Origin of the sequence: Actinoplanes nipponensis (genome assembly GCF_016862275.1) — a bacterium.
GTDB lineage: Bacteria > Actinomycetota > Actinomycetes > Mycobacteriales > Micromonosporaceae > Actinoplanes > Actinoplanes nipponensis.
This window is the reverse complement of sequence record NZ_BOMQ01000011.1, coordinates 113,958-140,607: the sequence shown is the minus strand read 5'-3', so window position 1 is coordinate 140,607 and position 26,650 is coordinate 113,958. Positions and strand designations below refer to the sequence as shown.

At 72.6% G+C, this 26,650-nt stretch carries 26 protein-coding genes and 1 pseudogene; 10 read left to right on the top strand and 17 right to left on the bottom strand.

What is annotated here, in order from left to right; genetic code table 11:
• The first annotated feature begins 252 nt into the window (after window positions 1–252).
• Window positions 253–624, top strand: a complete 372-nt coding sequence (locus tag Ani05nite_RS04850) for a hypothetical protein (RefSeq protein ID WP_203765501.1) — start codon at window positions 253–255, stop codon at window positions 622–624.
• A 48-nt stretch (window positions 625–672) separates the two neighbouring features.
• Complete coding sequence (locus tag Ani05nite_RS04845) at window positions 673–1,398, top strand: lysophospholipid acyltransferase family protein (protein WP_203765499.1); 726 nt, start codon at window positions 673–675, stop codon at window positions 1,396–1,398.
• Window positions 1,399–1,447: 49 nt separating this feature from the next.
• Here Ani05nite_RS04845 and Ani05nite_RS04840 read toward each other — a convergent pair whose 3' ends face one another.
• The 4 genes from Ani05nite_RS04840 to Ani05nite_RS04825 all read right to left on the bottom strand — a co-directional run bounded on the left by Ani05nite_RS04840 (window position 1,448) and on the right by Ani05nite_RS04825 (window position 6,157).
• The gene (locus tag Ani05nite_RS04840) at window positions 1,448–2,938 is read right to left on the bottom strand and encodes a DHA2 family efflux MFS transporter permease subunit (protein ID WP_203765494.1); all 1,491 of its coding nucleotides are present in this window, start codon (window positions 2,936–2,938) and stop codon (window positions 1,448–1,450) included.
• Between the two features lie 124 nt (window positions 2,939–3,062).
• Window positions 3,063–4,775, bottom strand: coding sequence for an alpha/beta hydrolase (locus Ani05nite_RS04835; RefSeq protein ID WP_203765490.1), 1,713 nt, complete (start codon window positions 4,773–4,775; stop codon window positions 3,063–3,065).
• Between the two features lie 29 nt (window positions 4,776–4,804).
• Entirely contained in the window at window positions 4,805–5,527 is a 723-nt protein-coding gene (locus tag Ani05nite_RS04830) for a CPBP family intramembrane glutamic endopeptidase (protein WP_239129293.1), read from the bottom strand.
• 126 nt (window positions 5,528–5,653) lie between these two features.
• Window positions 5,654–6,157 carry a hypothetical protein gene (locus Ani05nite_RS04825; RefSeq protein ID WP_203765483.1) on the bottom strand — a complete coding sequence of 168 codons (504 nt, stop codon included), beginning with the start codon at window positions 6,155–6,157 and terminating at the stop codon, window positions 5,654–5,656.
• Window positions 6,158–6,203: 46 nt separating this feature from the next.
• Here Ani05nite_RS04825 and Ani05nite_RS04820 point away from each other — a divergent pair, with 46 nt between their 5' ends.
• The 3 genes from Ani05nite_RS04820 to Ani05nite_RS04810 all read left to right on the top strand — a co-directional run bounded on the left by Ani05nite_RS04820 (window position 6,204) and on the right by Ani05nite_RS04810 (window position 9,870).
• Window positions 6,204–7,112, top strand: coding sequence for a DUF1295 domain-containing protein (locus tag Ani05nite_RS04820; RefSeq protein WP_203765482.1), 909 nt, complete (start codon window positions 6,204–6,206; stop codon window positions 7,110–7,112).
• A gap of 110 nt (window positions 7,113–7,222) precedes the next feature.
• Window positions 7,223–8,863, top strand: a complete 1,641-nt coding sequence (gene acpA, locus Ani05nite_RS04815) for an acid phosphatase (RefSeq protein WP_203765480.1) — start codon at window positions 7,223–7,225, stop codon at window positions 8,861–8,863.
• A 104-nt stretch (window positions 8,864–8,967) separates the two neighbouring features.
• Window positions 8,968–9,870, top strand: a complete 903-nt coding sequence (locus Ani05nite_RS04810) for a hypothetical protein (RefSeq protein ID WP_203765479.1) — start codon at window positions 8,968–8,970, stop codon at window positions 9,868–9,870.
• 14 nt (window positions 9,871–9,884) lie between these two features.
• Here the strand turns inward: Ani05nite_RS04810 and Ani05nite_RS04805 are convergent, their stop codons facing one another.
• From Ani05nite_RS04805 to Ani05nite_RS04795, 3 genes are all read right to left on the bottom strand, one after another.
• Window positions 9,885–10,352, bottom strand: coding sequence for a DUF6069 family protein (locus Ani05nite_RS04805; protein WP_203765477.1), 468 nt, complete (start codon window positions 10,350–10,352; stop codon window positions 9,885–9,887).
• Complete coding sequence (locus Ani05nite_RS04800) at window positions 10,349–11,347, bottom strand: RNA polymerase subunit sigma-70 (protein ID WP_203765475.1); 999 nt, start codon at window positions 11,345–11,347, stop codon at window positions 10,349–10,351. Before Ani05nite_RS04800 ends, Ani05nite_RS04805 begins: the two co-directional genes overlap by 4 nt.
• 110 nt (window positions 11,348–11,457) lie before the next feature.
• Window positions 11,458–12,924 carry a glycoside hydrolase gene (locus Ani05nite_RS04795; RefSeq protein ID WP_203765473.1) on the bottom strand — a complete coding sequence of 489 codons (1,467 nt, stop codon included), beginning with the start codon at window positions 12,922–12,924 and terminating at the stop codon, window positions 11,458–11,460.
• 196 nt (window positions 12,925–13,120) lie between these two features.
• Here Ani05nite_RS04795 and Ani05nite_RS42220 point away from each other — a divergent pair, with 196 nt between their 5' ends.
• A complete protein-coding gene (locus tag Ani05nite_RS42220; protein ID WP_369076842.1) occupies window positions 13,121–13,270 on the top strand; it encodes a DUF6192 family protein in 150 nt (49 codons plus the stop codon).
• A 174-nt stretch (window positions 13,271–13,444) separates the two neighbouring features.
• Here Ani05nite_RS42220 and Ani05nite_RS04790 read toward each other — a convergent pair whose 3' ends face one another.
• Window positions 13,445–15,622: a hypothetical protein gene (locus Ani05nite_RS04790; RefSeq protein WP_203765471.1), complete on the bottom strand. Its 2,178-nt coding sequence runs from the start codon at window positions 15,620–15,622 to the stop codon at window positions 13,445–13,447.
• Window positions 15,623–15,906: 284 nt separating this feature from the next.
• Between Ani05nite_RS04790 and Ani05nite_RS04785 the strand changes: the two genes are divergently transcribed.
• From Ani05nite_RS04785 to Ani05nite_RS04770, 4 genes are all read left to right on the top strand, one after another.
• Entirely contained in the window at window positions 15,907–16,500 is a 594-nt protein-coding gene (locus Ani05nite_RS04785) for a DUF2716 domain-containing protein (RefSeq protein ID WP_203765468.1), read from the top strand.
• The gene (locus Ani05nite_RS04780) at window positions 16,473–16,955 is read left to right on the top strand and encodes a transposase (RefSeq protein WP_239129284.1); all 483 of its coding nucleotides are present in this window, start codon (window positions 16,473–16,475) and stop codon (window positions 16,953–16,955) included. The genes Ani05nite_RS04785 and Ani05nite_RS04780 overlap by 28 nt, the downstream gene beginning before the upstream one ends.
• 49 nt (window positions 16,956–17,004) lie before the next feature.
• The gene (locus Ani05nite_RS04775; protein ID WP_203765466.1) at window positions 17,005–17,469 is read left to right on the top strand and encodes a VOC family protein; all 465 of its coding nucleotides are present in this window, start codon (window positions 17,005–17,007) and stop codon (window positions 17,467–17,469) included.
• A gap of 100 nt (window positions 17,470–17,569) precedes the next feature.
• Window positions 17,570–19,189, top strand: a complete 1,620-nt coding sequence (locus Ani05nite_RS04770; RefSeq protein ID WP_377881703.1) for an NF041680 family putative transposase — start codon at window positions 17,570–17,572, stop codon at window positions 19,187–19,189.
• On the opposite strand, the pseudogene Ani05nite_RS42325 reads toward Ani05nite_RS04770, so the two are convergent.
• The 9 genes and pseudogenes from Ani05nite_RS42325 to Ani05nite_RS04725 form a co-directional block, all read right to left on the bottom strand.
• Window positions 19,139–19,243: pseudogene (locus Ani05nite_RS42325) on the bottom strand (transcriptional regulator); the annotation flags it as partial. The gene Ani05nite_RS04770 and the pseudogene Ani05nite_RS42325 overlap by 51 nt on opposite strands.
• 62 nt (window positions 19,244–19,305) lie before the next feature.
• Entirely contained in the window at window positions 19,306–20,145 is an 840-nt protein-coding gene (locus tag Ani05nite_RS04760; protein ID WP_203765463.1) for a metal ABC transporter permease, read from the bottom strand.
• Window positions 20,129–21,010 carry a metal ABC transporter permease gene (locus Ani05nite_RS04755; RefSeq protein ID WP_203765461.1) on the bottom strand — a complete coding sequence of 294 codons (882 nt, stop codon included), beginning with the start codon at window positions 21,008–21,010 and terminating at the stop codon, window positions 20,129–20,131. The genes Ani05nite_RS04760 and Ani05nite_RS04755 overlap by 17 nt, the downstream gene beginning before the upstream one ends.
• Entirely contained in the window at window positions 21,007–21,762 is a 756-nt protein-coding gene (locus Ani05nite_RS04750; protein WP_203765460.1) for a metal ABC transporter ATP-binding protein, read from the bottom strand. Before Ani05nite_RS04750 ends, Ani05nite_RS04755 begins: the two co-directional genes overlap by 4 nt.
• Window position 21,763: 1 nt before the next feature.
• On the bottom strand, window positions 21,764–22,729 hold the full coding sequence (locus Ani05nite_RS04745) for a metal ABC transporter substrate-binding protein (protein WP_203765459.1): 966 nt from the start codon (window positions 22,727–22,729) through the stop codon (window positions 21,764–21,766).
• A 93-nt stretch (window positions 22,730–22,822) separates the two neighbouring features.
• A complete protein-coding gene (locus tag Ani05nite_RS04740) occupies window positions 22,823–23,191 on the bottom strand; it encodes a YciI family protein (RefSeq protein WP_203765458.1) in 369 nt (122 codons plus the stop codon).
• Between the two features lie 95 nt (window positions 23,192–23,286).
• Window positions 23,287–23,655 carry a YciI family protein gene (locus Ani05nite_RS04735; protein WP_203765457.1) on the bottom strand — a complete coding sequence of 123 codons (369 nt, stop codon included), beginning with the start codon at window positions 23,653–23,655 and terminating at the stop codon, window positions 23,287–23,289.
• Window positions 23,656–23,763: 108 nt separating this feature from the next.
• Entirely contained in the window at window positions 23,764–23,958 is a 195-nt protein-coding gene (locus tag Ani05nite_RS04730; RefSeq protein WP_203765456.1) for a hypothetical protein, read from the bottom strand.
• A 98-nt stretch (window positions 23,959–24,056) separates the two neighbouring features.
• A complete protein-coding gene (locus tag Ani05nite_RS04725; protein WP_203765455.1) occupies window positions 24,057–26,483 on the bottom strand; it encodes a hypothetical protein in 2,427 nt (808 codons plus the stop codon).
• Window positions 26,484–26,650 lie beyond the last annotated feature (167 nt).

Genomic DNA, 26,650 nt, shown 5'->3' with positions numbered 1-26,650 from the left:
GCCCTCACATGCTGCGCAACCGCGCCGTTGCGCGGTGCTGGGCTCGTAGCTTCTCCCGGGACCCGGAGCCCACGCAACCGCGCGCGTCTTCAGTTGCCGACCTGTTGAGTTGCGAAGACGCGCAACTGGAAATCCGGACAAACCCAGTGTGCGCCGGGAGTTCGGCGGGGAACCGGACAGCGCGTCCGATCGGCTGCCGCCCGGGTCCCCCATTGTCGGGCTCAGACGGCGGACCACGGTGGAGGGACTCGGATGGCAGAGATGGACGTAGCGCTCAAGGACGCGCTGCAGGTCGACGGCGCGATCGCGGCGGCTGTCGTGGACAGCACCAGCGGGATGGCGCTGGGCACGGCCGGCGGCAACCGGGACTTCGATGTGACCACGGCCGCGGCGGTCAACACGGAGGTGCTGCGCGCGAAGCTCCGGACGATCGAGCTGCTGGGCCTGCGCGAGACCATCGACGACATCCTGGTGACCCTCGGCTCGCAGTACCACCTCATCCGTCCCGTCACCGGGGCGTCCGGGCGGGGCCTCTTCGTGTACCTGGTGCTGAGCCGGGATCGCGCGAACCTCGCCCTGGCCCGGCACCGGCTGCGGATGATCGAGGGCGCTCTCGAGCTCTGACCCCGCCGGCACGGCGGCGCGGCCGACGGCCCGTGACAGGATGTCCGCATGTTGCGGGTGTTCTCGGTGGCGTACTGGGCGTTCATCGCGATCACCTGCCCGGTGTTCTTCGCCGGCGCGGTGCTGGTGTGGCTGGTCGCGCTGCCGTTCGACCGGCGCCGGGTCGCGTTGCACCTGTACTCGTCGGCCTGGGCGGCGTTCTACGTCTACGTCAACCCGTTGTGGCGGCTGCGGATCGCCCGCCGGGACCGGCTGCCCTGGCACGGCGCCGCGGTGCTGGTCGCCAACCACGCCTCGCTGATCGACATCCTGGTGCTGTACGCGCTGTTCCGGCCGTTCAAGTGGGTTTCCAAGCAGGAGATCTTCCGGGTGCCGGTGATCGGCTGGAACATGCGCCTCAACGGGTACGTGCCGGTGGTCCGCGGCAGCGGGCCCTCGGTGCGGCGGATGATGGAGCTGTGTCACCGGCTGCTCGGGGCCGGCTCGCCGCTGATGATGTTCCCGGAGGGGCGGCGCACCTCGGACGGCACGCTGCAGCCGTTCAAGGACGGCGCCTTCGAGCTCGCGGTGCGGCACGGCGTGCCGGTCTTCCCGATCGCGGTGCACGGCACCCGGCGGGCGCTGCCCCGGCACGGTTTCATCCTGCGCGAGCAGATCAGGGCGCGGGTCGAGGTGCTGCCGCCGCTCGCGCCGGCGGACTTCCCCGACGCGTACGCCCTGCGCGACGCGGCCCGCGCGGCGATCGCGGGCGCGCTCGCCGGGCCCGGCAACTGACAGCTCCGCCCCGGCCGGAGGCCGGGGCGGAGCGCGGGGACAGCTCGGCTCAGTGGGCGATGACGGGGGCGGCGTCGGGGTCGACCTCGAGCGGACCGGTGCGGAACGTCACCGCGGAGACGATCCCGCAGAGGACGAAGAAGCCGGCGGACCACCAGAAGACGGTGTGGTAGCTGTCGAGGGCGGCCAGCGCGGCCGTCTGCGGCCCGGGCGCCTTGCCGGCCAGGTAGTTCGTGGCGGCGGAGGCGGCGAAGGAGCTCAGCAGGGCGGTGCCGATCGAGCCGCCGATCTGCTGCGCGGTATTGATCATCGCCGAGGCGACGCCGGCGTCGTGGTGCTGCACGCCGGAGGTGGCCGCGTTCTGGGTCGGGGCGAAGATCAGGCCCATGCCGAGCCCGGTGATGATCAGGCCGGGCAGGACGCCGGTGACGTAGCTGGAGTCCAGGGCGAGCCGGGTGAAGAAGAACATGCCGCCGGCGGCCAGGAGCGCGCCGATGGTGACCAGCGGGCGCGGGCCGATGCGCGGGGTGAGGATCGAGCCGATGGTGGTGGCCGTGAGCATGACGGCGGCCAGCATCGGCAGGAAGGCCAGCCCGGACTGGATCGGCGTGAAGCCGAGCACGCTGGTCAGGTAGTAGGTGAGGAACAGGAAGACGCCGAACAGGCCGGCGCCGGCGATGGCGATCGACAGGTACGAGCCGCCGCGGTTGCGGTCCAGCACGACCCGCAGCGGCAGCAGCGGGTGCGCGACGCGGCGCTCGATGGTCACGAACGCGACCAGGATGATGACACCGGCGATGATGAACCCGTACGTCACGGGGTCGCGCCACCCGTCGGTCTCCGCGTTGCCGAGGCCGTAGACCAGGGCGACCAGGCCGGCGACGGCGGTGATCACGCCGGGCCAGTCCATCCGGTCGCGGTTCTGCGGGGGCTCGTCGCCCAGCCGGAAGATCGCGCCGAGCACGGCCAGGACGGCGAAGACGAGGTTGACGTAGAGGCACCAGCGCCAGGAGGCGTACTCGGTCAGCACGCCGCCGAGCAGCAGGCCGACGGCGCCGCCCGCGCCGGAGATGGCGCCGAAGATGGCGAAGGCCTTGCCCCGCTCGGCCGGGTCGGTGAACGTGATCGACAGCAGCGACAGCGCGGCCGGGGCCAGCGCGGCGCCGAACGCGCCCTGCAGGATGCGGGCGACGATGAGCATCTCGATGCCGTTGGCGGCGCCGCCGAGCGCGGAGGCCAGGGCGAAGCCGATCAGGCCGATGAGGAACAGCTTCTTGCGGCCGAAGGAGTCCGACAGGCGGCCGCCGAGCAGCAGCAGGCTGCCGAACGCGAGGGCGTAACCGGTGACCACCCACTGCCGGCCCGAGTCGGTGAACCCGAGGTCGCGCTGGGCGGTGGGCAGCGCGATGTTCACGATCGTGGCGTCCAGCACCACCATGAGCTGGGCCAGCGCCAGCACGCCCAGGGCCCACCACCGGCCGGCGTGCCGCTCGAGAGCAGCGTGTCCCGGCGGAGTCGCCGGCTCAATCGTCGTCGTCATCGTCGTCCTTCGCCGCGGCCCAAGTGGAGGTGTCCCCTCCGCATCGGAAGGCTAGCGCCGAAGTTGAGGGAAAGGCTCCGCTTTGTTCGCCACGTCACTGCGCCCGGCGCGGGCGCGCGCCGGGTCAGCCGGGCCGGGTCGCGATCAGCTCGGTCAGCTCGGCGGTCCGCCGCGGGGTCCAGCCGGCCGGCGGTGCGATGTCCGCCCACGCGGCGACCGGCTCCGCGCCGTAACTGTGCCCGTGCCCGGCCGGCACCCCGGTGGAGAACGCCATGTCGGCGGTGACCAGCCAGAACGTGACGAACGGGTACCAGTGGACGGCGGGCGACACGTCGGCGCCGCGGGGCTCACCCAGCCAGTCCGGGCGGCTGAGCACCAGCCGCGGGCTCCACCAGACGATCGGATCCGACGGGTGCTGCAGGTACGCCACCCGCGGCGCCGGCCACGCCGGGGTGGGCACGTCCAGGTCGGTGGCCGGGTCCCGGGCGAACCGGATGGTGACGCCGTTGCCGTACCGGGGCAGGATCTCGGAGCTGCCCGGGTCGCGGTCGGCCACGAACTCCCGCCACAGCTCGTTCCGGTTGGGCGGGCCGACCAGCAGCATGCCGTCGACCCGGTTGCGGATGTCGTCGGCGCCGCTGAACGCCGACTCCGCCCCGAACGAGCCCAGGCTCTCGCCGAACAGCAGCAGCCGGGGCCGGCCGCCCGGCGGCAGTTTCGACCAGGCCCCGTACACGGCGTTGAACAGGTCGCGGCCGGCCTGCCGGGCGCGTTCCTTGTCGACCAGGAAGGACAGCCAGCTCGGCAGGTACGAGTACTGCAGGCCGACCATGGCCGAGTCGCCCCGGTACATGTACTCCAGCGGGTCGACGGCGTCCTGGTCGACCCAGCCCGTGCCGGTCGTGGTGATCACGACGAGCACCTTGCGATCGAACGCGCCGGTGCGCCGCAGCTCCGCCACGGCCAGGGCGGCCCGGTCGCGGGAGGTCGGCGCCGAGTCCAGCCCGGCGTACACCCGGATGGACCGCTGGGCGCCGGCGCCGCCGAAGCGGGTCAGCTGCTCGACGCTCGGCCCGCCGGCGACGAAGTTGCGGCCCTGCTTGCCCAGCGACGCCCAGGACACCAGCGAGCCCGGTCCGCCCGAGCGCAGCGGGTCCTCCGGCGGCGACACGTCGGGCTCGGTCTCGCCGTTGATCGCCTTGAAGCTGCGGTCGGTGACGGCGAAGAACCCGTCGAGGACCACGCCGTTGAGCACGCCCAGGGCCAGCAGCACCACCGCCAGACCGGCCAGCACCCGGGCGGCCGGCGCCGGGATCACCCGCCCGAACAGCCGGCCGAGGCCGCGGGCCGCGTGGCGCAGCAGCCGGACCAGGCCGACCAGGCCGGCCGCGAGCAGCGCGGCGAGGGGCAGGACGAGCAGGTACCGGGGCCGTCCGGGCGCCTCCAGGCCCATCATCTCGTGGATCTCGCGCTGCCAGCCGGCGCCCAGATAGAGGAAGATCAGCACGGCGACCGCGGCGGTGGCCGCCAGGACCCGCCAGGCCGTCCGCCCGGGCCGGCGCACCGGACCGGCCCACAGCCGGCCGGCCAGCCACACCACCAGCACGCCGAGCCCGTAGCCGATCGCCGCCGAGACGCCGCCGACCACCGCCTGCAGACCCGGACCCCGCGGCAGCAGCGACGGCGTGAGCGACAGGCAGAAGCAGGTCACCGCGCCGATCAGCCCGACGAAGCCGTAGTGCCACCGGTGCAGCAGCCGCCACCACCAGCCGTGCCGCGGTTGCGGAGGCCGTTCGGGCTCGGCGGGCGTCGGCCTCCGCGTCGTCGTGGTCGTCATCTGCGCGCCACCCTCTCCGTCATCGGTCCTCAGCTCCACCTCGCGGTCCCGGCGGTGACCAGGACGCCCAGGCCGTTGACCGCCCAGTGCAGGCCGAGCGGGGCGAGCAGGCTGCCGCTGCGCCGGCGCAGCTCGCCGAACAGCACCCCGGCCACGGCGGTGACCAGCACCGCCCCGCCGACAGCCAGGAACGGCCCGGCCGGGCCGGGACCGACCAGGCCGGCCACCGCCGGGTTGACCCGGTGGAGACGCAGGGACGGCAGTACGTGCCAGAGCCCGAACAGCGCTGACGACACCAGCGTGGCCGGGGCGGCGCCCCGCTCCCGGCGCACCAGCCCCCACAGCACACCCCGGAACGAGACCTCCTCGAACAGGACCGTGCCGAGCGGGATCACCAGGAACGCCGTGCGCACAGCCGCGCCCGGATCGAGGCGGTACCGCTCGTCGAGGAACGCGGACCGGGTGACCGGCAGCCGGGCGGCCACCAGGTACACCACGGCCACCGCGGCGACGCAGCCCAGCCCGTACGCCGCGCCCCGCCGCAGCGACCCGCGCCCCAGGCCGACGTCATCGGCGCCGAGCCCGGACCCGCGGGCCACGAGCAGCACCACCAGGGCGCCGAGCGGACCGGCGACCAGCATGGTGCCGGGCGGCCCGAGGCGCCCGGCGGCGAGGACCGTGGCCATGACCGTCACCGTCGCGGCCACGGCCCACGCCGGTGACACCCAGCGGTTCGACGGCGCGGCTGTCACCGGTCGAGCATCGCCGCCGCGGGCCGGCCCCCGCCTCACCCCTGGTGGATGGCCCGATACCCCTGGTGGATGGCCCGATACCGCTGGTGGATGGCCCGATACCGCTGGTGGATGGCCCGATCCCGTTCAGGCGGCGAGGAAGGGCGGCAGGCCGGCGGCCGGGGTGAGCAGGGTGACGGCGGAGCCGTCGGTGAAGGTGAGGCGCAGCCGCCCGCCCGGCCCGGTGGCCGAGGCGAGGTCCGCACGGGGGCATTCCCAGCACAGGCGCAACGGCGGCAGCGCACCGGAGGCCGGGCGGAACAGATCGCGCCAGGAGCCGAGCCGCTTGGCCAGGACCAGGAGCCGGCGGTCGGTGCGGGCCAGGATCCGGGGGTCGGTGACGATGCGGATGTGCCCGTCCAGGTCGACCGCCCGGCTGCGCGGCGCGCCGTGGACGCCCGGGCGGGCGCCGGGGCCGGCGGGCACGGGCCGGCGGAACCGGAACGGTGACATCTCGGCCCGGGTCGGCCCGGCCGACGCCGGCCCGTCCGGCCGGCTGACCCAGACGGCGGCCCGGAGGGTCTCGCCGGGCTGCAGGTGCTCCCGGACCCGTGCCGCCAGTTGCGCTTCGCGTTCGGCCTCGGCATCCACGGCTCCAGTCGATCACACCGCGGCGCCGGCGAACTAGGCTGCCCGCATGGCAGCGGACCGGGTCGGCCGCAACCCGGTCGCGGGCTTCACCGTCGTGGCCGCGAGCTACGTGGTGGCCGCGGTCGCCGCGGGGATCGTGGTCGCCGCGCTCCCGGGCCGGCACCCGCTGCTGGTCACCCTGGGCGCCGACCTGGCCGCCACCGTCGTGGTCTTCGCCGCGAGCACGCTGGTGGCCAACGCGAGCCTCTACGATCCGTACTGGAGCGTCGCCCCGGCGGTGATCGTCGTCGCGTGGGTGGTCTGGCGGACCGGCGCCGACCCCGGCGCGCTCGCCGGCCGGCCGGCGGCCGTGGTGCTGCTGGTCCTGGCCTGGGCCGTCCGCCTGACGGCCAACTGGGCATCGTCGTGGCGCGGCCTGGGCCACGAGGACTGGCGGTACGTGCAGCTGCGCGAGCAACGCCCGCGCGCGCTGCCCTGGTGGCTGGTCAACCTCACCGGCATCCAGCTCATGCCCACGCTGGTCGTCTTCGCCGGCCTGCTGGCGGCCTGGCCGGCCGTGACGGCGACCGGGCGGCCCTTCGGTCTCCTGGACCTCGCCGCGACCGTGGTGACCGGCGGCGCCATCGTCGTCGAGGCCGTCGCCGACCGGCAGGTGCGCCGTTTCGCGCGCGATCCCGGCAACCGGGGACGCACGCTCGAGCACGGGCTGTGGCGCTATGCGCGGCACCCGAACTACCTCGGCGAGATCGGTTTCTGGTGGGGCCTGTGGCTGTTCGGGCTGGCCGCCGACCCGTCCTGGTGGTGGACCGTGCTCGGCCCGGTCGTCATGGTCCTGCTGTTCACCTTCGTCAGCGTGCCGCTGATGGACCGCCGGTCCCTGCGGCGCCGGCCCGCCTATGCCGACTACATGCGCCGTGTCCCGGCGCTGCTCCCCCGCCGGCCCCGCCCCTGGTGAACCGGCGCCTGCCCGGCTCGCGGCAATCGACGATGGGTGCCACGAGAGACAGCCTCGACCGCGGGGGGCGAGCGCGATAAGTTGCGGTGAGTCGGACGTCTGGAGTGGACATGAGGCGGATCAGCGCGGCGCTCGGTGCGATCGTTCTCGTTCTGGCGGCGGCGGTCGCCCCGGCCGAAGCGGCCCATCGCCGGGCCGGCCCGCTCGGCCCGTTCACCCGGCTCGTGGTCATCTACCAGGAGAACCACAGCTTCGACAACATGTACGCCGGCTGGGGACGGGTCGGCGCCCAGCGGGTCGACGGGCGCGGCTCGCCGGGCTACGCGCGCCGCAGCACCCAGGTCCGGCAGGACGGCACGCCCTACCGGTGCCTCTATCAGAACGACCCGAGCCTGGCGACGCCGCCGCTCGCCCCCACCTGCGGCACCGACACGGCGAGCAACGGCTTCTCCTTCGCCAGCCACTTCCGGAACCGGCCGTTCTCGATCAACGACTACGTCACGCCGGAGAGTCCGACCTGCCCGGGCGGCACTCCCGGCGGCTGCACCCGCGACCTGGTGCACCGGTTCTACCAGGAGCAGTACCAGCTGGACGGCGGCCGGATGGACCGCTACAGCACCGGCAGCGACGCCACCGGCCTCACCCAGGGCTACTACGAGACCCGCCAGCTGCCCATCTACCAGTACCTGCACGCCGCCGGGGCGCCGCACTACGTGATCGCGGACCGGTTCTTCCAGGCCGCGTTCGGCGGATCGTTCCTCAACCACCAGTATCTCGTCGCCGCCCAGGCGCCGCCGTGGCCCGGCGCGCCCGCCACCGCCCACTCGGTCATCGACGCGCAGGGCTTCCCGAACCCCAATCCGCCGGCCGCGGGCACCGGCGTGCGGGCGTACCCCCTGCGCACCAGCGACCCGGCGCTCAACGACGGGCCGCTCACCCAGGCCTGCCCCGGGCGGCCCGGTTACGCCTGCGGCGACTACGCGGTCAACACCGTCCAGCCGGCCAGCCCGCCGTCCGCGGGCGGCGCCAACACGCTGCCGCTGGTCAACAACGTCGACCCGGCCGCGCCGGGCTACCGCCGTACGATCGGCGACGAGCTGTCCGAGCGGAACATCGGCTGGGCCTGGTACGCCGGCGGCTGGAACGACGCGGCGGCCGGGCATCCCGGTCCGCTGTTCCAGTACCACCACCAGCCCTTCAACTACTTCGCCCGGTACGCGCCCGGCTACGTCGACCCGCGCACCGGCGAGCACCCCCGCGACCACCTGCGGGACGAGACCGCGTTCTTCGCCGCCGCCCGCGAGGGGACGCTCCCGGCGGTCAGCTTCGTCAAGCCGTACGGGGCGGAGAACGAGCATCCCGGGTACGCCAGCACCGACAACGGCGAGCGGCACCTGGTGGACCTGCTCGACGCGGTCATGACCGGGCCGCAGGCCGACCGCACCCTGATCGTGGTGACCTACGACGAGTTCGGCGGCCAGTGGGATCACGTCGTGCCGCCCGGCCAGGGCCGGCACGCCACACCCGGCCCGGCCGACGAGTACGGGCCCGGCACCCGCATCCCCGCCGTGCTGATCTCCCGGTCGCTGCGCCGGTCCGGCGTCGACCACACGTCCTACGACACGACCTCCATCCTGCGCACCATCGAGCAGCAGTACGGCCTGGCGCCCCTCGACACCCGCTTCGGCCGGGACGCCCGCGTCAACGACCTGAGTCCGGCCCTGCGGGTCGGCGGGATCCGGCACCACTGAGCTACCGGGGCGGCGGGCTGCCGCCGCCCCGGTAGCTCAGCACGCAGCCCGCCACCGGCCGGCAGCACCCGTCATCAGGCGCGAACCAGATCGTTCTGCCGTCCATGAGGACGAAGTGGTTCATGGTGCCGGCCTGGTCGGCGATCGCGTTGCTGCTGGTCTCGCCGGCCCCGGGCCGCGGCTCGCCCGAACGGGTCGACCTCGCGGCCACCGCCCAGCGGCTGGACACCCTGTACGTCCGCATCGCCGGCCACCGGGCGGAGCGGCAGGCCGCGGAACTGATCAACTATCACCGGGTCGAGGGCGGCGTGGCCAGGTGCATGTGGGCCGCCGGCCGGCCGTTCCGCGCCCGGCCCTTCGCCAGCGGTTACGACGAGTTCACCGACGCCGACCTCGGCTTCGGCTCCGGCCGCGGTTCCGTCGCCGACTCGATCACCGACCGGGGCCGGTCGATCATCCTCCACCAGGTGGCCGCCGCCCGGCTCGCGCCGACCGGAGTGCTGGATTCGTGGGGCCCGACCCGGCCCGCCGACGTGGCGACCCTCAACCGGTGCACCGCGCCGTACCAGCACCAGCTCTATCTCGGGGTCGATCCGCCGGCCGGGGTGTACCCGCTCTCCGGTTTCCCCGGGCTGCTCGACGCCGCGGAACGCGACCCCGCCGTGATCGCGGCGATGCGCCCCTACCGCGCGTGCATGAAGAACCGGTACGGCTACGACGTCGCCGAGCGCACCGACTTCCTGTTCCAGCCCCGCATCTCCTACCGGGACGCGCCGCGCGACGGCCGCCCACCGGCCGCGGCGTGGACCCGTGGCGTCCGGCGGATCCACGCCGCGTTCGACGCCGACGTGGCCTGCCGGCTCCCGGCGTACCGGATCGCCCTGCGGCTGATCGCGGCGCGGCTGCCCGCGTGGGAGCGACGCCACCGCAAGGAGATCGACGCGGTCCGCGCGGCCTGGAAGCAGCGTGTCGCCCAGGCCCGCCACCTGCCCCGCACCATCTCCTGACCGGCCCGGCCGGGTCACCGGCGGCGCCCGGACCGTCCCTCGGTCCGGGCGCGCAGGCTCCGCGCCAGGACCGGGATCATCACCGCCGCCGGGACGAGGTGCAGTCCGATCAGGGCGGTGACGGTGGCGGCGTCGGCCCCGGAGACCAGGGGCGGGATCAACGAGATCGCGGTCAGCGACACCGCCGTCGCCACGAACCGCTCGGCCGGGCGGGCGCTCCACCGGAGCAGGGCGACGGCGAGGGCCAGGCCCACCATCGAGAAGAAACAGGTCACCACGGCGAACCCCGGCAGCGGGATCGTCTCGCCGCCGTCGGGGATCGCGAAGTCGACGCCCACGGCCTTGGCGAACGCGGCGGCGACGGTGGTGGCCGCCGTCGCCGCGAGGGCGGCGAGCACCCCGGCGCCGGCGAGCCGGCGGGTGCGGCCGGCCCGGCCCGGTGCCGGCCCGGCGGCCACCCCGGTCTCGTTCCCGCTGGTCACGGCGTGCCGTCCGCCGGCAGGCGCGCGGGCAGACCGAGCCGCGGGAACTGGTCGTGGTGGAAGGTGACGATCTCGGCGATCGCCCCGCCGGTGATGCGCAGGACGTCGATCGTCAGCGGCAGGTACGCGCCCTCCGCCTCCCGCCAGTGGTAGAAGGCGACGGCGGGCTGGCGGTTCACCGAGGTGGGGACGGCGCGCAGGCCCGTCATGCCCGCGAAGCCGCTCTCCATCCAGTCCTGCACCACCGCGTCCCGGCCGACGTACAGCCCCGGGGTGGGCGGCATCGAGCAGCGGACGTCGTCCCGCAGCATCGCGGCGAGCCGGGGGATGTCGGTGGCCACGCTGGCGTCGGTGAAGCGGCGGACCAGCTCCCGCGTGCCGGTGTCCTCCTCGCCGCCGGTCCAGTCCTGCCGCTCGGCGGGCAGGTGCTCCCGCAGGCCGGCGCGGGCCCGCTGCAGCGCGCTGTTCACCGAGTTGACGGAGTCCCCGAGCAGCTCCGCGACGTCCTTGGCCGGCCAGCCCAGCACGTCCCGCAGAATCAGCACCGCCCGCGGGCGCGGCGCGAGGTGCTGGACCGCGACCAGGTACGCCAGCTCGATCGTCTCGCGGGCAACGGCGACGGCCTCCGGCTCGTCCGCGTCGCCCGCGGGCAGCTCGTCGAGCAGCCGGTCCGGGTAGGGCTGCAGCCACCGCACCTCGCCGCCGGTGGCGGGCTCCGGGCGGCGCTTGGCCAGCAGGTCCAGGCAGGCGTTGGTGGCGATCCGGTACAGCCAGGCCCGGAACGTCGACCGGCCCGCGAAGGTCTCCCGCCGCCGCCAGGCGCGCAGGAACGTCTCCTGCACGGTGTCCTCGGCGTCCTCGAACGAGCCGAGCATCCGGTAGCAGTGCACGTGGAGCTCGCGCCGGTGCCGCTCCGCCAGGCCCGTGAACGCCGGCTCGTCGACCTCGCCCGGACCGCTCACGTCCCGTTCCTCCAGCCGCGTTTCCGCACTCATCACGTCATCCCTCCGCCTGTTCGTGTCCCGTCGCAGATATGACGGGTGCGGGCGGGACAACTCATCATGAGGGGTGCGGGGGGCCGGCGCGGGCGGCGCCGGCCGCGACGTCACACGGTGACGCCGTCGATCTGGAGCGTCTGCACCGAGGCGGCGGCGAACGGCACCCGCAGCGACTTGCCACTCAGCCCCAGGTCGGAGCGGGCCGCGTAACGGTCGGTCCCGGCCGGCACGGTGGACCAGCGGGTGACCACGCCGTTGCTGCCGCCGGTGACCTGCGCGAAGCGGGACAGGTCGAAGGTCAGGTTCTGCGCCGCGCCGGTGTTCACGGCGACGACGACCAGCCGGCGGGCGGCGGGGTCGTAGGCCGCCGCGGCGTTGCCGGCCCCGGTGTCGATGATCCGCATGCCGGGGCGGATGTGCCGGGTGAACTGGGCGAGCACGTAGTACTTCGTCTCGACGGCCCGGGCGGTCAGGGTGCCGGCGTCGTACCGGATCGTGCCCCACCCGGCGCTGGGGTCCATCACCTGCCAGTAGCACCAGGCGGTCGGGTGCAGCCAGCGCCAGTCCAGGCACAGGTTCGCGGCCAGGGTGAGCCCGGTGCCGTCGCCGTCGCCGGTCTCGGAGTTCCAGAGCACCTTGCCCGCCGCGCGCACGTCGTTGAAGAGCAGGTCGCGCCGGCCGCCGCCGCCCTGATAGCCGTGCACGTTGACCTGGCCGATCAGGGACCGGGTGGCGGCGTCGAAGCTGCCGAACGTCGTGCGGGCCAGGTCGTAGCTCGTCTCGTCGGACGCCGAGACCGTCACGCCGGACAGTCCCTGGCGGTTCAGCTCGGCCCGCAGCTGCGCCAGGACGCTGCGCTGGGTGGCGGCGTCGATGTAGCAGCCCTCCTGGGTGCCGTCGGCGCGCCACCAGTTGGACGACGGCTCGTTGAAGGGGTCCACCGTCCGGAAGCTCACGCCCCAGTTGTCGCGGGCCCGGCGGGCGACGATCGCCAGGTGGGCGGCGTGCTGCGAGTGGTTCCACGACTGCAGGTTCGGGCCGCCGCCGGCCGCCCCGGACGGGTTGTGGTTGAGGCACATCCACCACATCGGCGAATTGGCGAACAGCTCGCTGATCGCCCCCCGCTGGGTGGCCTTGACCAGCGCCGCGCGCTGCTTGGCATCGGCGTTCCAGTTCCACGCCGAGGAGTTCGGGTCGGTGTTGCGCCAGTCCTGCCAGTAGCCCTCGATCTGCTTGAACCGGGGGATGTTCGGCGAGGCGACCATCCGTTCGCCGGCCACGTCGTTGAAGCTGCTGGCGCCCAGGTTGTAGCGGGCGATGGTCAGGCCCAGCCCGGGCAGGGTGGCGCCGTTGTAGGCGACCTGCCTCGTGGTGAAGAAGAGGTCCGCGAAGTCGTCGCGGTCGCCGAAGACGTTGGCCCACCAGGCCAGGGACGTCCCCCATCCCTGCCACGCGCCGTGATCGGCGGCCGGGTCGATGGTGACGGTGGCATCCGCTCGGGCCGCGCCGCCGATCAGGGTGCTGCCGAGCGCGCCGGCCGCGGTCGCGCCGAGAACGGTTCTCCGGGTCACCATCGAGTCCTCCAGGGGGTCGGAACGCGGACGGCAGCACGCCGGCGGGCATGTTTGCGTTAACATCCGGTTTCGCACGAGTCTCTTCCCTGCGCGCGGGACTGTCAAGAGACGGTCATCGATGCGTTGTCACGGTGATCTCTCGGTGTAGCGCAGCACGTCCGAAATTGAATCGGTCAGCTCGGGGACGCGGAGGCCGGTGGGTGGCGTCGCGGTGGCCGGCGCAGCGCCCCTCGATCCGCGTACCGGGCAGCGGCGCTGGTTGCCGGACGCGGCGAGGAGGCTGATGGGGCGCCAGGTCGGGCGTCCGGAGTCGGTGCAGGAGGAGCCATCACTGATGGCAGCCTGAAGGCCGATTGCGGCCGTCAGACGCCGGCAGCGGGACCGTAAAGGGCCTGCCCTTGTCGAACCGTCCATGCCGGAGCTTCTCGCTCAGGTATGGGCGATGACCGTCCCCGTCAGCGCCCGTTCCCGCCCCTTCTGCAACGGGGAGGCGGCTACTTACGCCGTTGGGTTGTCACGGTCATCGGGCGTCGGTGGACAGCGTGATTGTCTCTACAAGGCGGTCGCTTCCGCTGCGAGACGTCTGGGCGTAGTCAATCTGATGGTCGATGGTCGAGGTGGCGATGACTCCTTCTTCGCCGACCTTCCAGTTGGGGTTCATTTTCCACGTCCGGACGCGAAAGCGGGCGCCGGGGACGTGCTGGCCCAGCTCATCGTGAATGTCCCTGATGCCCACGACCAGGTTCGCCGGCCAGTTCTTGACGGTTTGGACGTTACGATGCTGACAGTCGGAGGGTGACCACGCCGTGGTGTGGTAGGAAGTGGACGTCACCTCCTGGAAGTGGTTGTTGTTCCAGGTATTCAGCCCGGTGTCGATCGTGAGATCAGCGCCGACCGGCTTGCCGGGCACGTCGACCGGGAACCGGAGGTCGGCGTGGATCGGTCCGGGCTCCGTGCCGATCTGGTGGCCCTCGGCCCAGCCAGTCTCCCAGTCACAGTCGCTATCAATCCACGTCTTGGTGTATCGGTCGTCAAGGGAATAGGTGTAGTCGACGCCTCGTAGGTTGTCCGCCCCGGACTCGGTCATGCCGGGCATGGGATAGCGGATGTCGATACGAGCCCGGGCTGTGATGTCCGCGCGCTCAGTTCTGGTGCTCGTTCCCTGGATCTCCGAGCACGGGTTGCACGCCCAGGTATGGACGACGCGGGCTTCGTAGTCGACGTGGACGACGGCGTGGTCTTCCCAGTCGGTCATCTGGATGCCGGTGAAGTTGGCGAACTGGCCGTTCTTCGACGCCAGTTCGGCGAGGACTTTGATGGATGCTTCGACAGCGTCGGGGATGCTGCCGAACGCGGCGAGGGCGCTCTGGATCAGGACGACCGAGTAGTGCCCGACGGTCTCCCAGATTTCTCGCGCGGCGACGGCGTCGACCGTCGTCTGGAGAATCATGTGTCGTTCGACCTTGAACTTGGCGCGGGACATGTCGCGTTCCTGCACCCGGCCGATGATGATCCCCTTGGCGGTTCCGGACTCGTCGGTGATGTCGCGGTTGAACCCGGGCTTCACCTGGGCGTGGCGGGTGTCGAGCAGTTTCCAGTCGACCGGGGCGTGCGGTAGCGGGCCGCCCTCGGCGGGTGCGTCGGCGCTGACCCCGAGGACGGCGAGCCAGCGCAGCGCGCAGCGCAGCCAGGGTGTGCCCGACACGTCGCGGGTCCGCACCATGGTGACGATGTCGGAGCGGCCGCCGGCCTCGGTCGTGGACTTGGTACGAACCAACGGATCTGGGGTGATCCGGGTTTGGATCTCCAGGGCGACGAACAGCAGCGCGTAGTTGATCAGTGTGGATGCGGTGCCGACCCAACCGAGCGCAGCCGAGATCTTGGCCAGCTTTCCCAGCTTCAGTTTCTCGAGTACGTGTTCGGCGAACGCGCCGGTCGCGGTGGCGATGGCATCCATGACGAAGTCCGGAATGCTGTCCAACGCGCAAGGGATCCCAGCCCGTGCCGAGGCCGTAGGGGCTGGGGCGGTTCGGGTGTTCTCGCGCTGCAGTGCGACAGCGGTCTGCATGGCGTCGGCCCGCAGCCGCAGCGTGAGCAGGAGCAGCTGCAGGCTGGAGAGGTGCGTATCGGGTAGCGCCCCGCGCAGCGTGGCCTGCAGGTCCGATCCGAGCGGCTCTTCGCCCAGGATCAGCGCCTTCCACATCATCTCCGCCCCGCCGGTCGGCATTTCCAGGGCCTTGGCCAGGTAGGAACGGAGATCGAATTCGCTGACCACTGCCTGGGCGTGCGGGGTAGTGCCCTTGGCGAACATCGTCGTCAGCCACGACAGCGGAACCCGCTGATCGGCGGACACGGCACGGCTCAAGGCCAGCACCTGGCCGGCTTGCAGGTACATCCGCCGCGGGTCGGCCCTGCCCACAATGACCGCCTGGCCCCGAGGCCCGGACACCACCGTCACCCCGGCCTCTCGCAGCACCTCGACCAGCGCCGGCAACGCCGTGGACGGGTCATGCACCGCGCGCAGAATGCCGGCGGCGCGCTCATGCGCCTCGGCGAACAACGCCGGAGCGGCAGGCATCGGCCCAGGCTGGGGCAACAAGGCAGCGTCACCGTATCCGCCGTGGTCGCGATCAGCCCGCACCGGCTGCACGAAACTGGCCAGCAGCAGCGCTACCGCTACCGCCCCTGCCAGCACCACACGATCCGGACTCCCTGGTGAACGCCTCACAGCAGCCCCGCTTCAAAACAAAGGAACGACTTTTCTGTATTGAACACCCGAGAAAGCGCCAAACATGTCCAAAATTGTCAAGATCCGACTTAGAGGTTGCACCCGGTCACGCCGAGGGGCGCGCGGGCACAACCACGCCGTGAGCGTTCGGATCGCCGTCACCGTGACAGCGATCCGAACGCCAGGGACACACTCCACAGGCGACCAGTCGCATCAACTGCGGAGATACTGACGGCATCGCGTATTGAGATGTCGTGAGTTCGGGTGCGAGCGGCGAGCCGGTTGCAGTAGCCGGGGTATCGCAGCTGATCGAAGCGGACCAGGGTGCGAAGATCTGTCTCGTGAACGGGCCGGGGTGGGACAACGATGCGTGGCAGCAGATCCGGAACTACGAGCAGTTCTGGACTCCGTTCGATGACCGCTTCCACTTTCGTCCGGGGATGGACCCCTCCAAATGGCCTGCGATCAAGGAGCCGGCTGGTTCGGTGACGTTTGATCTCAGTTCTGTCTTCGAGCGTGCCGGCAGCTTCTCCGCCGATGAGGACGCGCTGAACGAACAGGTTCTTTCCGCCATGACTGCCGTCTTCTCGGCTGACCTTCCTCTGGTCGCTCTCGATTGGCAGCACACGTCGTACTGGTTCTGGCCTCATCGGCAAGCCGTCGAAGGTCAGTCGTGGCGGGTCTCGGCCTTTCCCAACGGCGACTACCACGCCTTCATCACGCAGGATCTTGAACAGGGAACGTTCGGCCATCCTTGGGAGCAGACGATCTGTGTGTTCGGCCGCGACCTGACCGAGGTGCTCGTTCCGGAGTTCGCCCTGTGGCTGCCTGTGAAGCGCAAGAACTGATCCGTGCCCGCGACGTCGGTGACATCACCCGCTTCACCAGCCGCGCACACTTCGCCTCCTGGAACGGCACCGCACCCATCGACGCGTCTTCGGGTGATCAGAACCGCCACCGGCTGTCGCGGGCCGGGAACCGGCGCATCAACCGAGTCCTGCACATCATGGCCGTCGTCCAGCTGCGCCGCGACACCGAAGGCCGCCGCTACTACCGGCGCAAACTCGCCGCCGGCAAGACCCCGATGGAAGCCATACGCGCTCTGAAACGACGCCTGTCCGACATCGTCTACCGGCGCATGACCGCCGACGCCAAAGCCGTCAGGACGAGCCCGGGAGGACACGTGGGGGCGACTCTGCAATCCAGCGCGGCCGACCCGAACCCCAAGATCGGCACTTCGGAGAAGTCACTTCCCGGACCCGCCGAACCCCAGCCCAGAACACCACTGCCGGCGGCCTCCTGACATAGAGGGGTGCCAAATGCGCTCTTGTACGCCGTGTACCGTCGCGACTGTGAGCAGTGAGCCGCCGGTGCGTGTGGGGCTACGAGTCAATGACGTGACCGCCGCCGCGATGTTGTATGAAACCCTCGGTTTCGTCCCGGTGGGGACCGTTCCGGGTGCCGATGGCGGTGTCGTGATGGCGATCCTGCGCCGGGGACCGCTGCAGTTGCTGGTCGACGCACTGGTAGGAATGCCGTTCCCGGACAGCCCACGGGAACGGCAAACGAAGGCCGGCCCACGGGGGCTTGGCGTTGTCATCGGACTCGAGGTCGACAATGTTGACGAGACGGCGCGTCAGTGCCGGGTCGCCGGGTGCATCATCACTTCCGCTCCGACGGACGCACCGTGGGGCGAGAGATACGCCGAGCTTGAGGACCCGTACGGGTACGCGTGGAAGCTCTTTCAGTTGACCGGGCCGTCAGACGACGGCATGCAAGCTGCCCATGACGCGTGGTTCACGGAGACGCGTTCATGAAGTGTTGGGGTCATGAGTAACCAGCGCAGACAATCCGTTCTTCGGTGAATCCGCGCATTCGTAGGGTCGGCCTTCGTTCTGACCGGCGGTGCCGGTGACGGTGGGCCGCATCTGGCACCTATCGAACATCGTTGTGGCGGTCGTGACGGACAGGGCGGAAGCGATCGATGTGTCGGCGGGGTTCCGTGAGCAGCTCTACCAGTGCATGACCAGGCGGGCGGATGCCTTGTTCGAACTGGCGGACGCCCTGTTGTGCACTGACGGGCCGGTCAAGACGCTGGTCGGCTTGTCGCTGGCACCGGAGCATCGGCGGGGCCACGGCGCCATGTACGACGCGCTCAACCACGGCCGTATCGACGTCGAGTCGCTGCGGCGGCGCTTGGCCGGGTTGCCGTTGCCGCGGGCGGCGGACGGCCGCCTGGTCCTGGCGGTGGATGTCTCGCCGTGGCTGCGCCCGGACGGTGACTGCAGTCCGCAGCGCTCGTTCTGCCACACCTACGGCCGGGGCGAGGACGAACACCGGATGATCCCGGGCTGGCCGTACTCGATCATCGCCGCCCTGGAGACCGGCGGGACCTCCTGGACGGCGCTGCTGGACGCGGTCCGACTGCCGCCCGGCGCGGACGTCACCACGATCACGTGCGCGCAGGTCCGCCAGCTCGTTGACGGGACGACCGCTGCCGGGCAGTGGAAGCCCGGGGACCGAGACGTCCTCATCGTGCTCGACGCCGGCTACGAAGCACCGCGCATCGCCTGGATGCTACGGGACCTACCGATCGAGATCCTCGGCCGGATGCGCTCCGACCGGGTGCTGCGCCGCCCGACGCCGCCACGCGTCTATCAGCCACTGGGTGGCCGGCCAGCCAAGCACGGCGGCGAGTTCGTCTTCGGTGACCCCGCTACATGGGACATTGAGCACGCCGTCACGCACACCAACACCCGCCTTTACGGGCAGGTCCGGGCGCAGGCCTGGGATCGACTGCACCCTCGGCTGACCCGCCGCGCGGCCTGGGTCGACCACGACCAGCCGCTGCTGATCATCGAGGGCCCGGTCATTCGGCTCAACGTCGACCACCTGCCCAGCCGAGGCGAGCCGAAGCCGCTCTGGCTGTGGTGGTCCAAGGTCGACGCCACCGCCGCGGACGTGGATCGCTGCTGGCAGGCCTTCCTGCGCCGCTTCGACATCGAGCACACCTTCCGGCTACTCAAACAGACCCTCGGCTGGACCACACCGCATCTACGCGAACCCGCCGCCGCCGACCGGTGGACTTGGCTCGTCCTGGCCGCGCATACTCAGCTGCGTCTGGCCCGGCCGCTCGCCCAGGACCTGCGCCGGGCCTGGGAACGTCCCATGGCGCCGGAACGGCTTACCCCGGCCCGGGTACGGCGGGGGTTTCGGAACCTCCGCGCAGCCAACCCCTCGCCAGCGCATGCGCCTAAACCCGGTCGGCCCGGCCCCGGACGGCCGCCCGGCTCCCGCAACCGGCAGACCGCGGCCCGCCACGACGTGGGACTCATCCTGGTAACCGGCCAGGCCCACCAGCGACCGACCCACCCAAGAAGGGCACCAAGCCCCGCCGATCTGGTTAAACGACAAGCTCAGGGCGTAGCGCACGGTGCGGCGCTCCCGCCGGATCAGCCCGGCGTCCCGGAGGAACCGCAGATGGTGCGCGATGGACGTGGCGTCCGCCGGGATCACCTCGGCCAGGTCGGTGGGTGACTTCTCGCCGTCCCGCAGCATCAGCAGGACGTGCAGCCGGTGCTGGTAGCCCATGCTGCGCAGCACGACCACCGCACGGTCCAGGGCCGGCCCGGTCCGCGGCCCCGGGTCGCCGTTCACGCCGGCGCCGCGGGCGAGCCGAGCGACGCCGGGCCCCGGCCTCGGACCACTCGGGACAGCACCGTGGACAGGGCCAGGATGGCGGTGGCGGTCAGGGTGATGCTCGCGCCGGCCGCGACGTTCCAGCGGCTCGACGCGTACAGCCCGCCGAGGCCGCTGAGGACGCCGAACGTGACCGCCAGCGCGGTGATGACGCTCAGCCGGGCGGACCACAGGCGGGCCGCCGCGGCGGGGGCCACCACCAGGGCCAGGGCGAGGATCGTGCCGACGGCCGGGACGACGGTCACCACCACCACCTCGATGGTGAGCAGCAGGACGATGTCCCACCGGCCGGCGGCGAAGCCGGCCGCCCGCGCGCCGGCCGGGTCGAAGCCGGTGTGGAGCAGCGGGCGGGCGCCGGCCAGCAGGATCGCCGCGACGACGACCAGCGCGACCGCGGTGACGAGCAGGTCCCGGGGGCTGACCGTGAGGATCGAGCCGACCAGGAACGACGACAGGTCCCGGCTGAAGCCGCTCTGGGTGGCCACCAGCCCGGCGCCGAGGGCGAACCCCCCGGCGATCATGACGCCCGTCGCCGCGGCCGCGTTCTGGCCCGCGCGGCGGCCGAGCGCGGCCACGCCGAGCGCGATGATCGCGCCCGCCGCCACGCCGCCGAGGTAGATGTTGACGCCGATGATGGCCGCGGCGACCACCCCGGGGAACGTGGCGTGGGTCAGCGCCATGGTGAAGAACGACAGCCGGCGCAGCACGACCTGCACCCCGATGAGCCCGGCGAGCGCGCCGACCAGGACCACCTCGGCCGTGGCCCGGTGCAGCGCGTCATCCCACCAGTTCATGTGGTGATCCCCTTCGGGCCGGGGCCGGCCGCCGGCGGCGTCGCCGCAGCGCGCCGAGCGGGAGCAGCAGCAGATAGGCGAGCACGAGCAGCAGCACGACGGCGGACGCCGAGGTCAGCGAGATGCCGTGCTCGACCGAGGCGGTCCAGCTGGCCAGCAGGCCGCCGTAGCCGGCGAGCAGGATGAGGCCGGTGCCCAGGGCCGCCATCACGGTCAGCCGTACGGTCAGCATGCGGGCGGCCGCGGCCGGCACGATCAGCAGCGCCACGACCAGGATGGTGCCGACGGCGCGGACGGCGGCGACGACCACGAGCGCGACGACGAGGTTGAGCCACAGGTCCAGCCCGGCGATCCGGTAGCCGGCCGCGGCCGCCCCGGCCGGGTCGAACGCCCGGAAGATCAGGGCCCGCGCGCCGAGGAGCAGCAACCCCAGGATGACCGCGGCCAGCACGGCGGTCTCGGCCAGCTGCCGCGGCGTCACGGTCAGGATCCGGCCGAACAGGAACGAGGTCAGGTCCGCGGTGTACGACGAACGGCGCGACACCAGCACCACGCCGACGGAGAACATGGCGGTGAGGACCACGGCGGTGGACGCGTCGTCGGACAGCGCGCCGCCCCGGGTCAGCAGGGTCAGCACGACCGCGGTGACGACGCCGGCGACCAGCGCGCCGGCGACGATGCCCTCCACTCCCCCGGCGAGGAAGCCGATGACGACGCCGGGGAACACGGTGTGGGTCAGGGCGTCGGAGACGAACGACAGCCGGCGGACGAAGACGAAGACGCTGACCGGCCCGCAGACCAGGGCGAGCAGCGCCAGCTCGGCCAGGGCCCGGCCCAGGAACGGGACGGTGAAGGGCTCGATCACGGTTCGACCAGCACGGTCCGGCCGTCGCCCACGTCGACGGCGTGTCCGCCGTACGCGCGGCGCAGGATGTCGCCGGTCAGCGCGGCGGCCGGCGGGCCGATCGCCCACTGCCGGCCGTTGAGCAGGCAGACCTGGTCGGCCAGCTCACGCGCGACGGTCAGGTCGTGGGTGCTCAGCACCAGCGCGGTCCCGGCCGCGCCGAGCTCGCGCAGGACGCGGACCACGGCTTCCTGGCTCACCGCGTCGACGCCGTTGAAGGGCTCGTCGAGCAGCAGCAGCTCCGGCTCGGCGGCCAGGGCCCGGGCCAGCAGCACCCGCTGGCGCTGGCCGCCGGAGAGGATCCCGAAGTGGGTCCCGGCGCGGTCCGCCAGGCCGACCCGGTCGAGCGCCTCGCGGACCGCCCGGCGGTCGACGGCCCGGGTGGGCCGCCACCAGCCGATGCGCCGGTAGCGGCCCATCATGACCACCTGGGCGGCGGTCACCGGGAAGTCGGCGTCGAGAGAGCCGGTCTGCGGCACGTACCCGGTGCGGTGCCGGGCACCCGCCGGGGCGCCACCCAGCACGGTCGCCGTACCGCCGAGCACGGGGACCAGGCCGAGGACGGACTTGATCAGCGTCGACTTGCCGGCGCCGTTCGGGCCGACGAGGGCCAGCCGCTGCCCGCCGGCCAGGGTCAGCTCGACGTCGGTCAGCACCGGTGTGCCGTGGTAGCCGAGGCTGACCCCGGCGTAGCGCAGCGCGGCGTCGCCCATGTCAGCCGGCCAGGGCCGCGGCGATGACCCGGGTGTTGTGCCGCTCGGCGCCGAGGTAGGTGCCCTGGGGGGTGCCCTCGGCGCCGAGGCTGTCGCCGTAGAGCGCGTCCTCGCCCCCGATGACCTTGACGCCGGCCTGTTTCGCGATGGCCTCGGCGCTCTTGGGCGGCAACGAGCTCTCGGTGAAGACGGCCCGGGCCCCGGTGGCCCGGATCTTCGTGACCAGGTCGGTCAGCTGCCGGGCGGACAGCTCGGCGGAAGTGTCGAGGCTGGGGATGACCGAGCCGACGAACTGCAGCCCGTACCGGTCGACGTAGTAGCCGAACGCGTCGTGGTTGGTCACCAGCTTGCGCCGGGCTGCGGGGATCTCGGCGAAGGCGGCCTCGTTGGCCGCGTCCAGCTCGTCCAGCTCGGCCGCGTAGCCGGCGAGGTTCTTCCCGAAGGCGGTGGCGTGGGCCGGGTCCGCGGCGGCCAGGCCCCGCTCGATGGTGGTCACCATGATCTTGGCGTTGCGCGGGTTGTGCCAGATGTGCGGGTCGTGCTCCTCGCCCTCGTGCTCGGCCCCGCCCGCCTCCTCGCCCTCCTCGTGGCCGCCCGCGCGCAGGGTCACGCCCTGGCTGGAGTCGACGACGGCGCCCCGGAAGCCGGCCGACTCGATGGTCTGGTCGAGCCATTCCTCCAGGCCGACCCCGTTCTTGACGACGAGCCGGGCCTCGCCGATCGCCTTGATGTCGGCCGGCGTGGGCTCGTAGTCGTGCGGGTCGACGTTGGGCTTGATGATCTGGGTCACGGTGACGTCGGCGCCCCCGATGGCGCGGACGAAGTCGGCGACCTCGGGGGTCGTGGCGACCACGGCGAGCCGGCCGTCGGAGGCGGCTCCGGCGGCATCGCCACCGGAGCCGCATCCGCCGAGCAGAACGAGCGCCGCGGCGGTGACCACGGCGGGGAAAGCACGGTGCTGGTTCATGAAGACACTCCGTTCCTGAGATGCGGAACGGTAATCGTTTTCATTAACTATCGTCTAATAGTGACCTGACCATGCACGCGTGGCTGGACGGAGTCAGGCGCCGGCCCGGCGGAGCAGCGCGTCGGTCTCGGGGTCGGGCATGAGCTCCCGGACCTCCTGCGGGCAACGGCAACCGGCGGCGATCTTGGCCGCCCACCCCAGCGCGTCCTCCCGGGACGGCACGTCGACGACCGCGAACCCGCCGATGACCTCCTTGGTCTCCGGGTAGGGACCGTCGGTGACCGTGCCGTCGGCGGCCACGACGCTCGCCCGCTGGCGCTCGAGCCCGGCGCTGAAGACCCACACGCCGGCGTCCACGGCCTCCTGGATCACCGCGTGCGCGGCCTTGCCCACGTCGGCCCAGTCCTCGGCGGGGATGTGGTCCATCGCGCCGTCATCGAACGAGATCAAGTACCGGGTCATTCCCTGGCTCCCTTGTCCGGGCGGCCACCTCCGGCCGCCTTCCACCCGTGCTACGAACGGCTCGCGCCGGATCCGACACCGTCACGGGATCCGCTTCAGCGCAGCCCGTGGGCCGGCCCGGGAGCCCGGAACCGGTGCACCTCCTGCGGCCAGTCGAGCGCGGTCGCGAGCCGGCCGGCCCAGTAGCGCGCCGCCTGGTCGTCGGGCACGTCCACGACGGCGAAGCCGCCGAGGTGCTCCTTGGTCTCCACGTACGGGCCGTCGCTGAAGACGGGCTCGCCGTCGACCGGCTCGACGCTGCACACCGCGGTGGACCGGTCGAGCCCGCCGTTGGTGAAGATCAGGACGCCCTGGGCCACCATCTCCGTGAGCACGACCCGGGAGGCCGCGGCCTTCTCGCGCAGCTGCTCCGCGGTGTGCTCGGGCACCCATTCGTCGTTGAAGGTGATGAGGTACTCCGTCATGATCGTCTCCTCCTGGTGCGGGGTGAGCGGGTACTGATGCCACGAACGGCCGCGCCCTGATCCGACACCCGTCGAGAAGATTTTCCGGAGCGCCCGGCGGAGCCCCGGTCAGGCGACCCGGGGCACCGGCGCCGGGCGCAGGGCGCCCATGCTCACGTCACCGGTCTGCTCGGGAGAAGGCGCCGATCGGGGCGGGGCCGCCGCAGCCGTCTCGGCGGCCGCCGGGGTCCCGGCGCCCTCCGGCTCCCCCGCCGCCGGCGCCGACGCCACGACGCCGGAGAGGAATGCCGCCAGCCGGCCCACGTCGGCGCCGGCCAGGCGGAAGGAGCGCCGACGGCCGGCATCGGAAGCACCTCGCCCATGCCGGCCAGCTTGCCGGAACGGCGAGCCGAAAGGAAGGCTCACCGGCGGCCCGGCGGGGCGTTGCCGGCCAGCGGCCGGGCGTCCGGCCGGCCCGATCCGTGGGCGCAGCCGCCCGGATCGCGGGGGTGCGCGTCGCGCAGTTCCCTCACCTTCCGGGCGGCGTCCGCGAAGGCCGGGTCGGCGAAGTAGTTCGAGTGCCCGCAGGGCGCGGGGTCGCAGGTGTCGCCGTCCGGCCGGTCGAAGCGCGGGTCGATCAGCTGACGGTCGATGTCGCCGTTGTCGCCGGCCGGCACGGGCCGGGCCGGCTCGCCCGCGCCGGGCACGGTCGGCGGGTACGAGACCAGCAGCGGCCCGCCGATCGGGTCGCTGCGCCGGTGCAGGTTGCGCCACGGCCGCTGGTCGCGTGGGGTGTCCTCGTGCGCGCAGCCCAGCAGGAACGCCCCGGTCCGGTTGAGCGCCCCGACGTTGAAGTAGTGCGGGAAGAAGCGGCAGTAGAGGCGCCGCAGCGGGCTGCCGTAGGTCAGGAACGCCACCGAGGCGCTCTCGTCGTACGTCAGCTGCATGATGACCGCCGCGCCGATGACCGTGCCCTGGGAGTGGCAGGACAGCAGCACCTTGCCGCCCCGGGCCCGGTCGCCGAGATAGCCGATGCGGGTCATCAGGTCCGGCACGGTCCGCTCGGTGTAGCAGGGCGGGGCGAGCGGGTGCGCGGCGCGGGGCCAGAACGTCCCGACGTCCCACAGCACCCCGACGGTGCGCCGGAAGGTGGCGTCCCGGTAGGCGCGGTGGCCCGCGTACAGCGTCAGCAGCACGAAGCCGACGACCAGGAACGTGCCCAGGTTGACCAGCCACCGGGCGTGCCCCAGCAGCCAGCCCGGGTCGAGCCAGAACATGACCTGGCCGGCCGTCAGCACCGCGGCGGTGATCGCGAGCAGCCAGCCGGCGACCCGCTGCGCCACGTCGCCGATCTCGGCCCGGGCCCACACCTTGGCGATCTGCCGCCGGCGCTCGGGCCTCGCGCCCCCGTCCTCGTAGACCTCGCTCACGTCGTTGTCGAACCGCTTCGCCCTGCGGGACAGCTGCCACCACCCGACGCCGATCGCGGGCAGCAGCACGAGCGCCAGGACGGCGGTCACCGCGGCCACCGAGAAGTAGCCGCCGGGCACCAAAAAGGCCGAGGAGTTCACGGACGCGGTGGTCGGCGTGCCGAGCAGGTCCGCGACCCGGATGCCGGCCCCGGCGGCCAGCTCCCCGACCAGCGCCACCGCCACCATCATCAACGCGGCGGCCGCCAGGCCGCGCCACGCCGGCCGGTCCTCGTACGCCTGCCCGGCCCGGTCCGGCACCGGCTCGACCCCGCCCTCGTGCGGCGCCTGCCGGTTGAGCCGGATCAGGACGACGGCCGTCACCAGCAGCGCCGCGAGCTGCGCGGTGGCCAGCCCCTGGACGGCGCCGGCCAGGCCCGGCAACGAGGGCGCCCGGCGCATCGCGCCGGGGCCGACGAAGACGTCCAGGACCACCGCCGCCGCCACCACGACGCCGACCACGAGCGCGAAGGCCGTGAACGCGTCGAACCGGATCGCCGGGGAGGTCCCGTCGTGCCTCGGCCCGGGCCGGGCCCGCCGGCTCGTCGCGGGCCGGCAGGCCAGCACGGCGGCCAGCCCGAGCGCCGCCAGCAGGATCACCACCACGACCGCCCCGGCGAGGTCGTCGCGCGGCGCGGCCAGGAACACCCCGACCACCGCGAGCGCGGCGGCCAGGTGCACCGCCCGCAGCTTGCGGACCGGTTCCGCGCCGTTCCACATCCGCCGGTCCTCCAGCGGCGTCAGGCTCGCCTCCGCCGGGGCCGCGCCGGGCACCGTGGCCCGCTCCAGCCGCTGCCAGGTCGAGCGGCCCAGCCACCACAGCAGGGCGACCACGAGCAGCGGCGCCAGCGCCGTCACCGCGAGCCTGCGGCCCGGGGCGTCGAGCCAGCCCCAGGCGAGGAAGCCCAGCCAGGTCGTCCCGGCCGTGCAGTCGCGCCCGGCCGGGCGCACGCACTGCCAGCCGACCAGATCCATGGCCAGCTGCACCGGCACCAGCATGAAGCTCACCGTCACCGACAGGGCGAACAGCCGGACCAGGCCCTCGGCCACCGCCCGGGTGCGCCCGCCCGTCCGGCCCTGCGCGGGCAGGGCGAAGAAGGCCAGGTTGGCCAGCATGAAGGGGGTGAGCAGCAGCCACAGCGCGCGGGCGCCGGCGCCGGCGGTGAGCCCGCCCCAGCAGTACGCCTCGACGCGCTGCCGGTCGTCGTCGGCCGAGACCAGCGGCGAGTCGTACCCGCGCCGGTAGAACGCGGCGTTGTCGTCGCCCGCGACCAGCTCCACGTGCGCGTGCTGCAGCATCCGCTCCGGCGGGGTTCCGGACACCCCGTGCACGCGCAGCTCGGTCCAGCCCGTGCGGCCCTGATCGACGCATCCGGACACAGCATCCACCGTCCGTCCCAGCGTTGCCCTCATCCCCCGGTCTACCCGGTCCGCGGTCCGCCGGCTGTCCGTTCGCGGACAACCACCCTCGGGAGATCCGACAGGCGCTGGGCGGCTGGGGCTTCTCGTCCCCGCGCGGGGCGTGGAGGCACCTCGCCGGCGCGCCG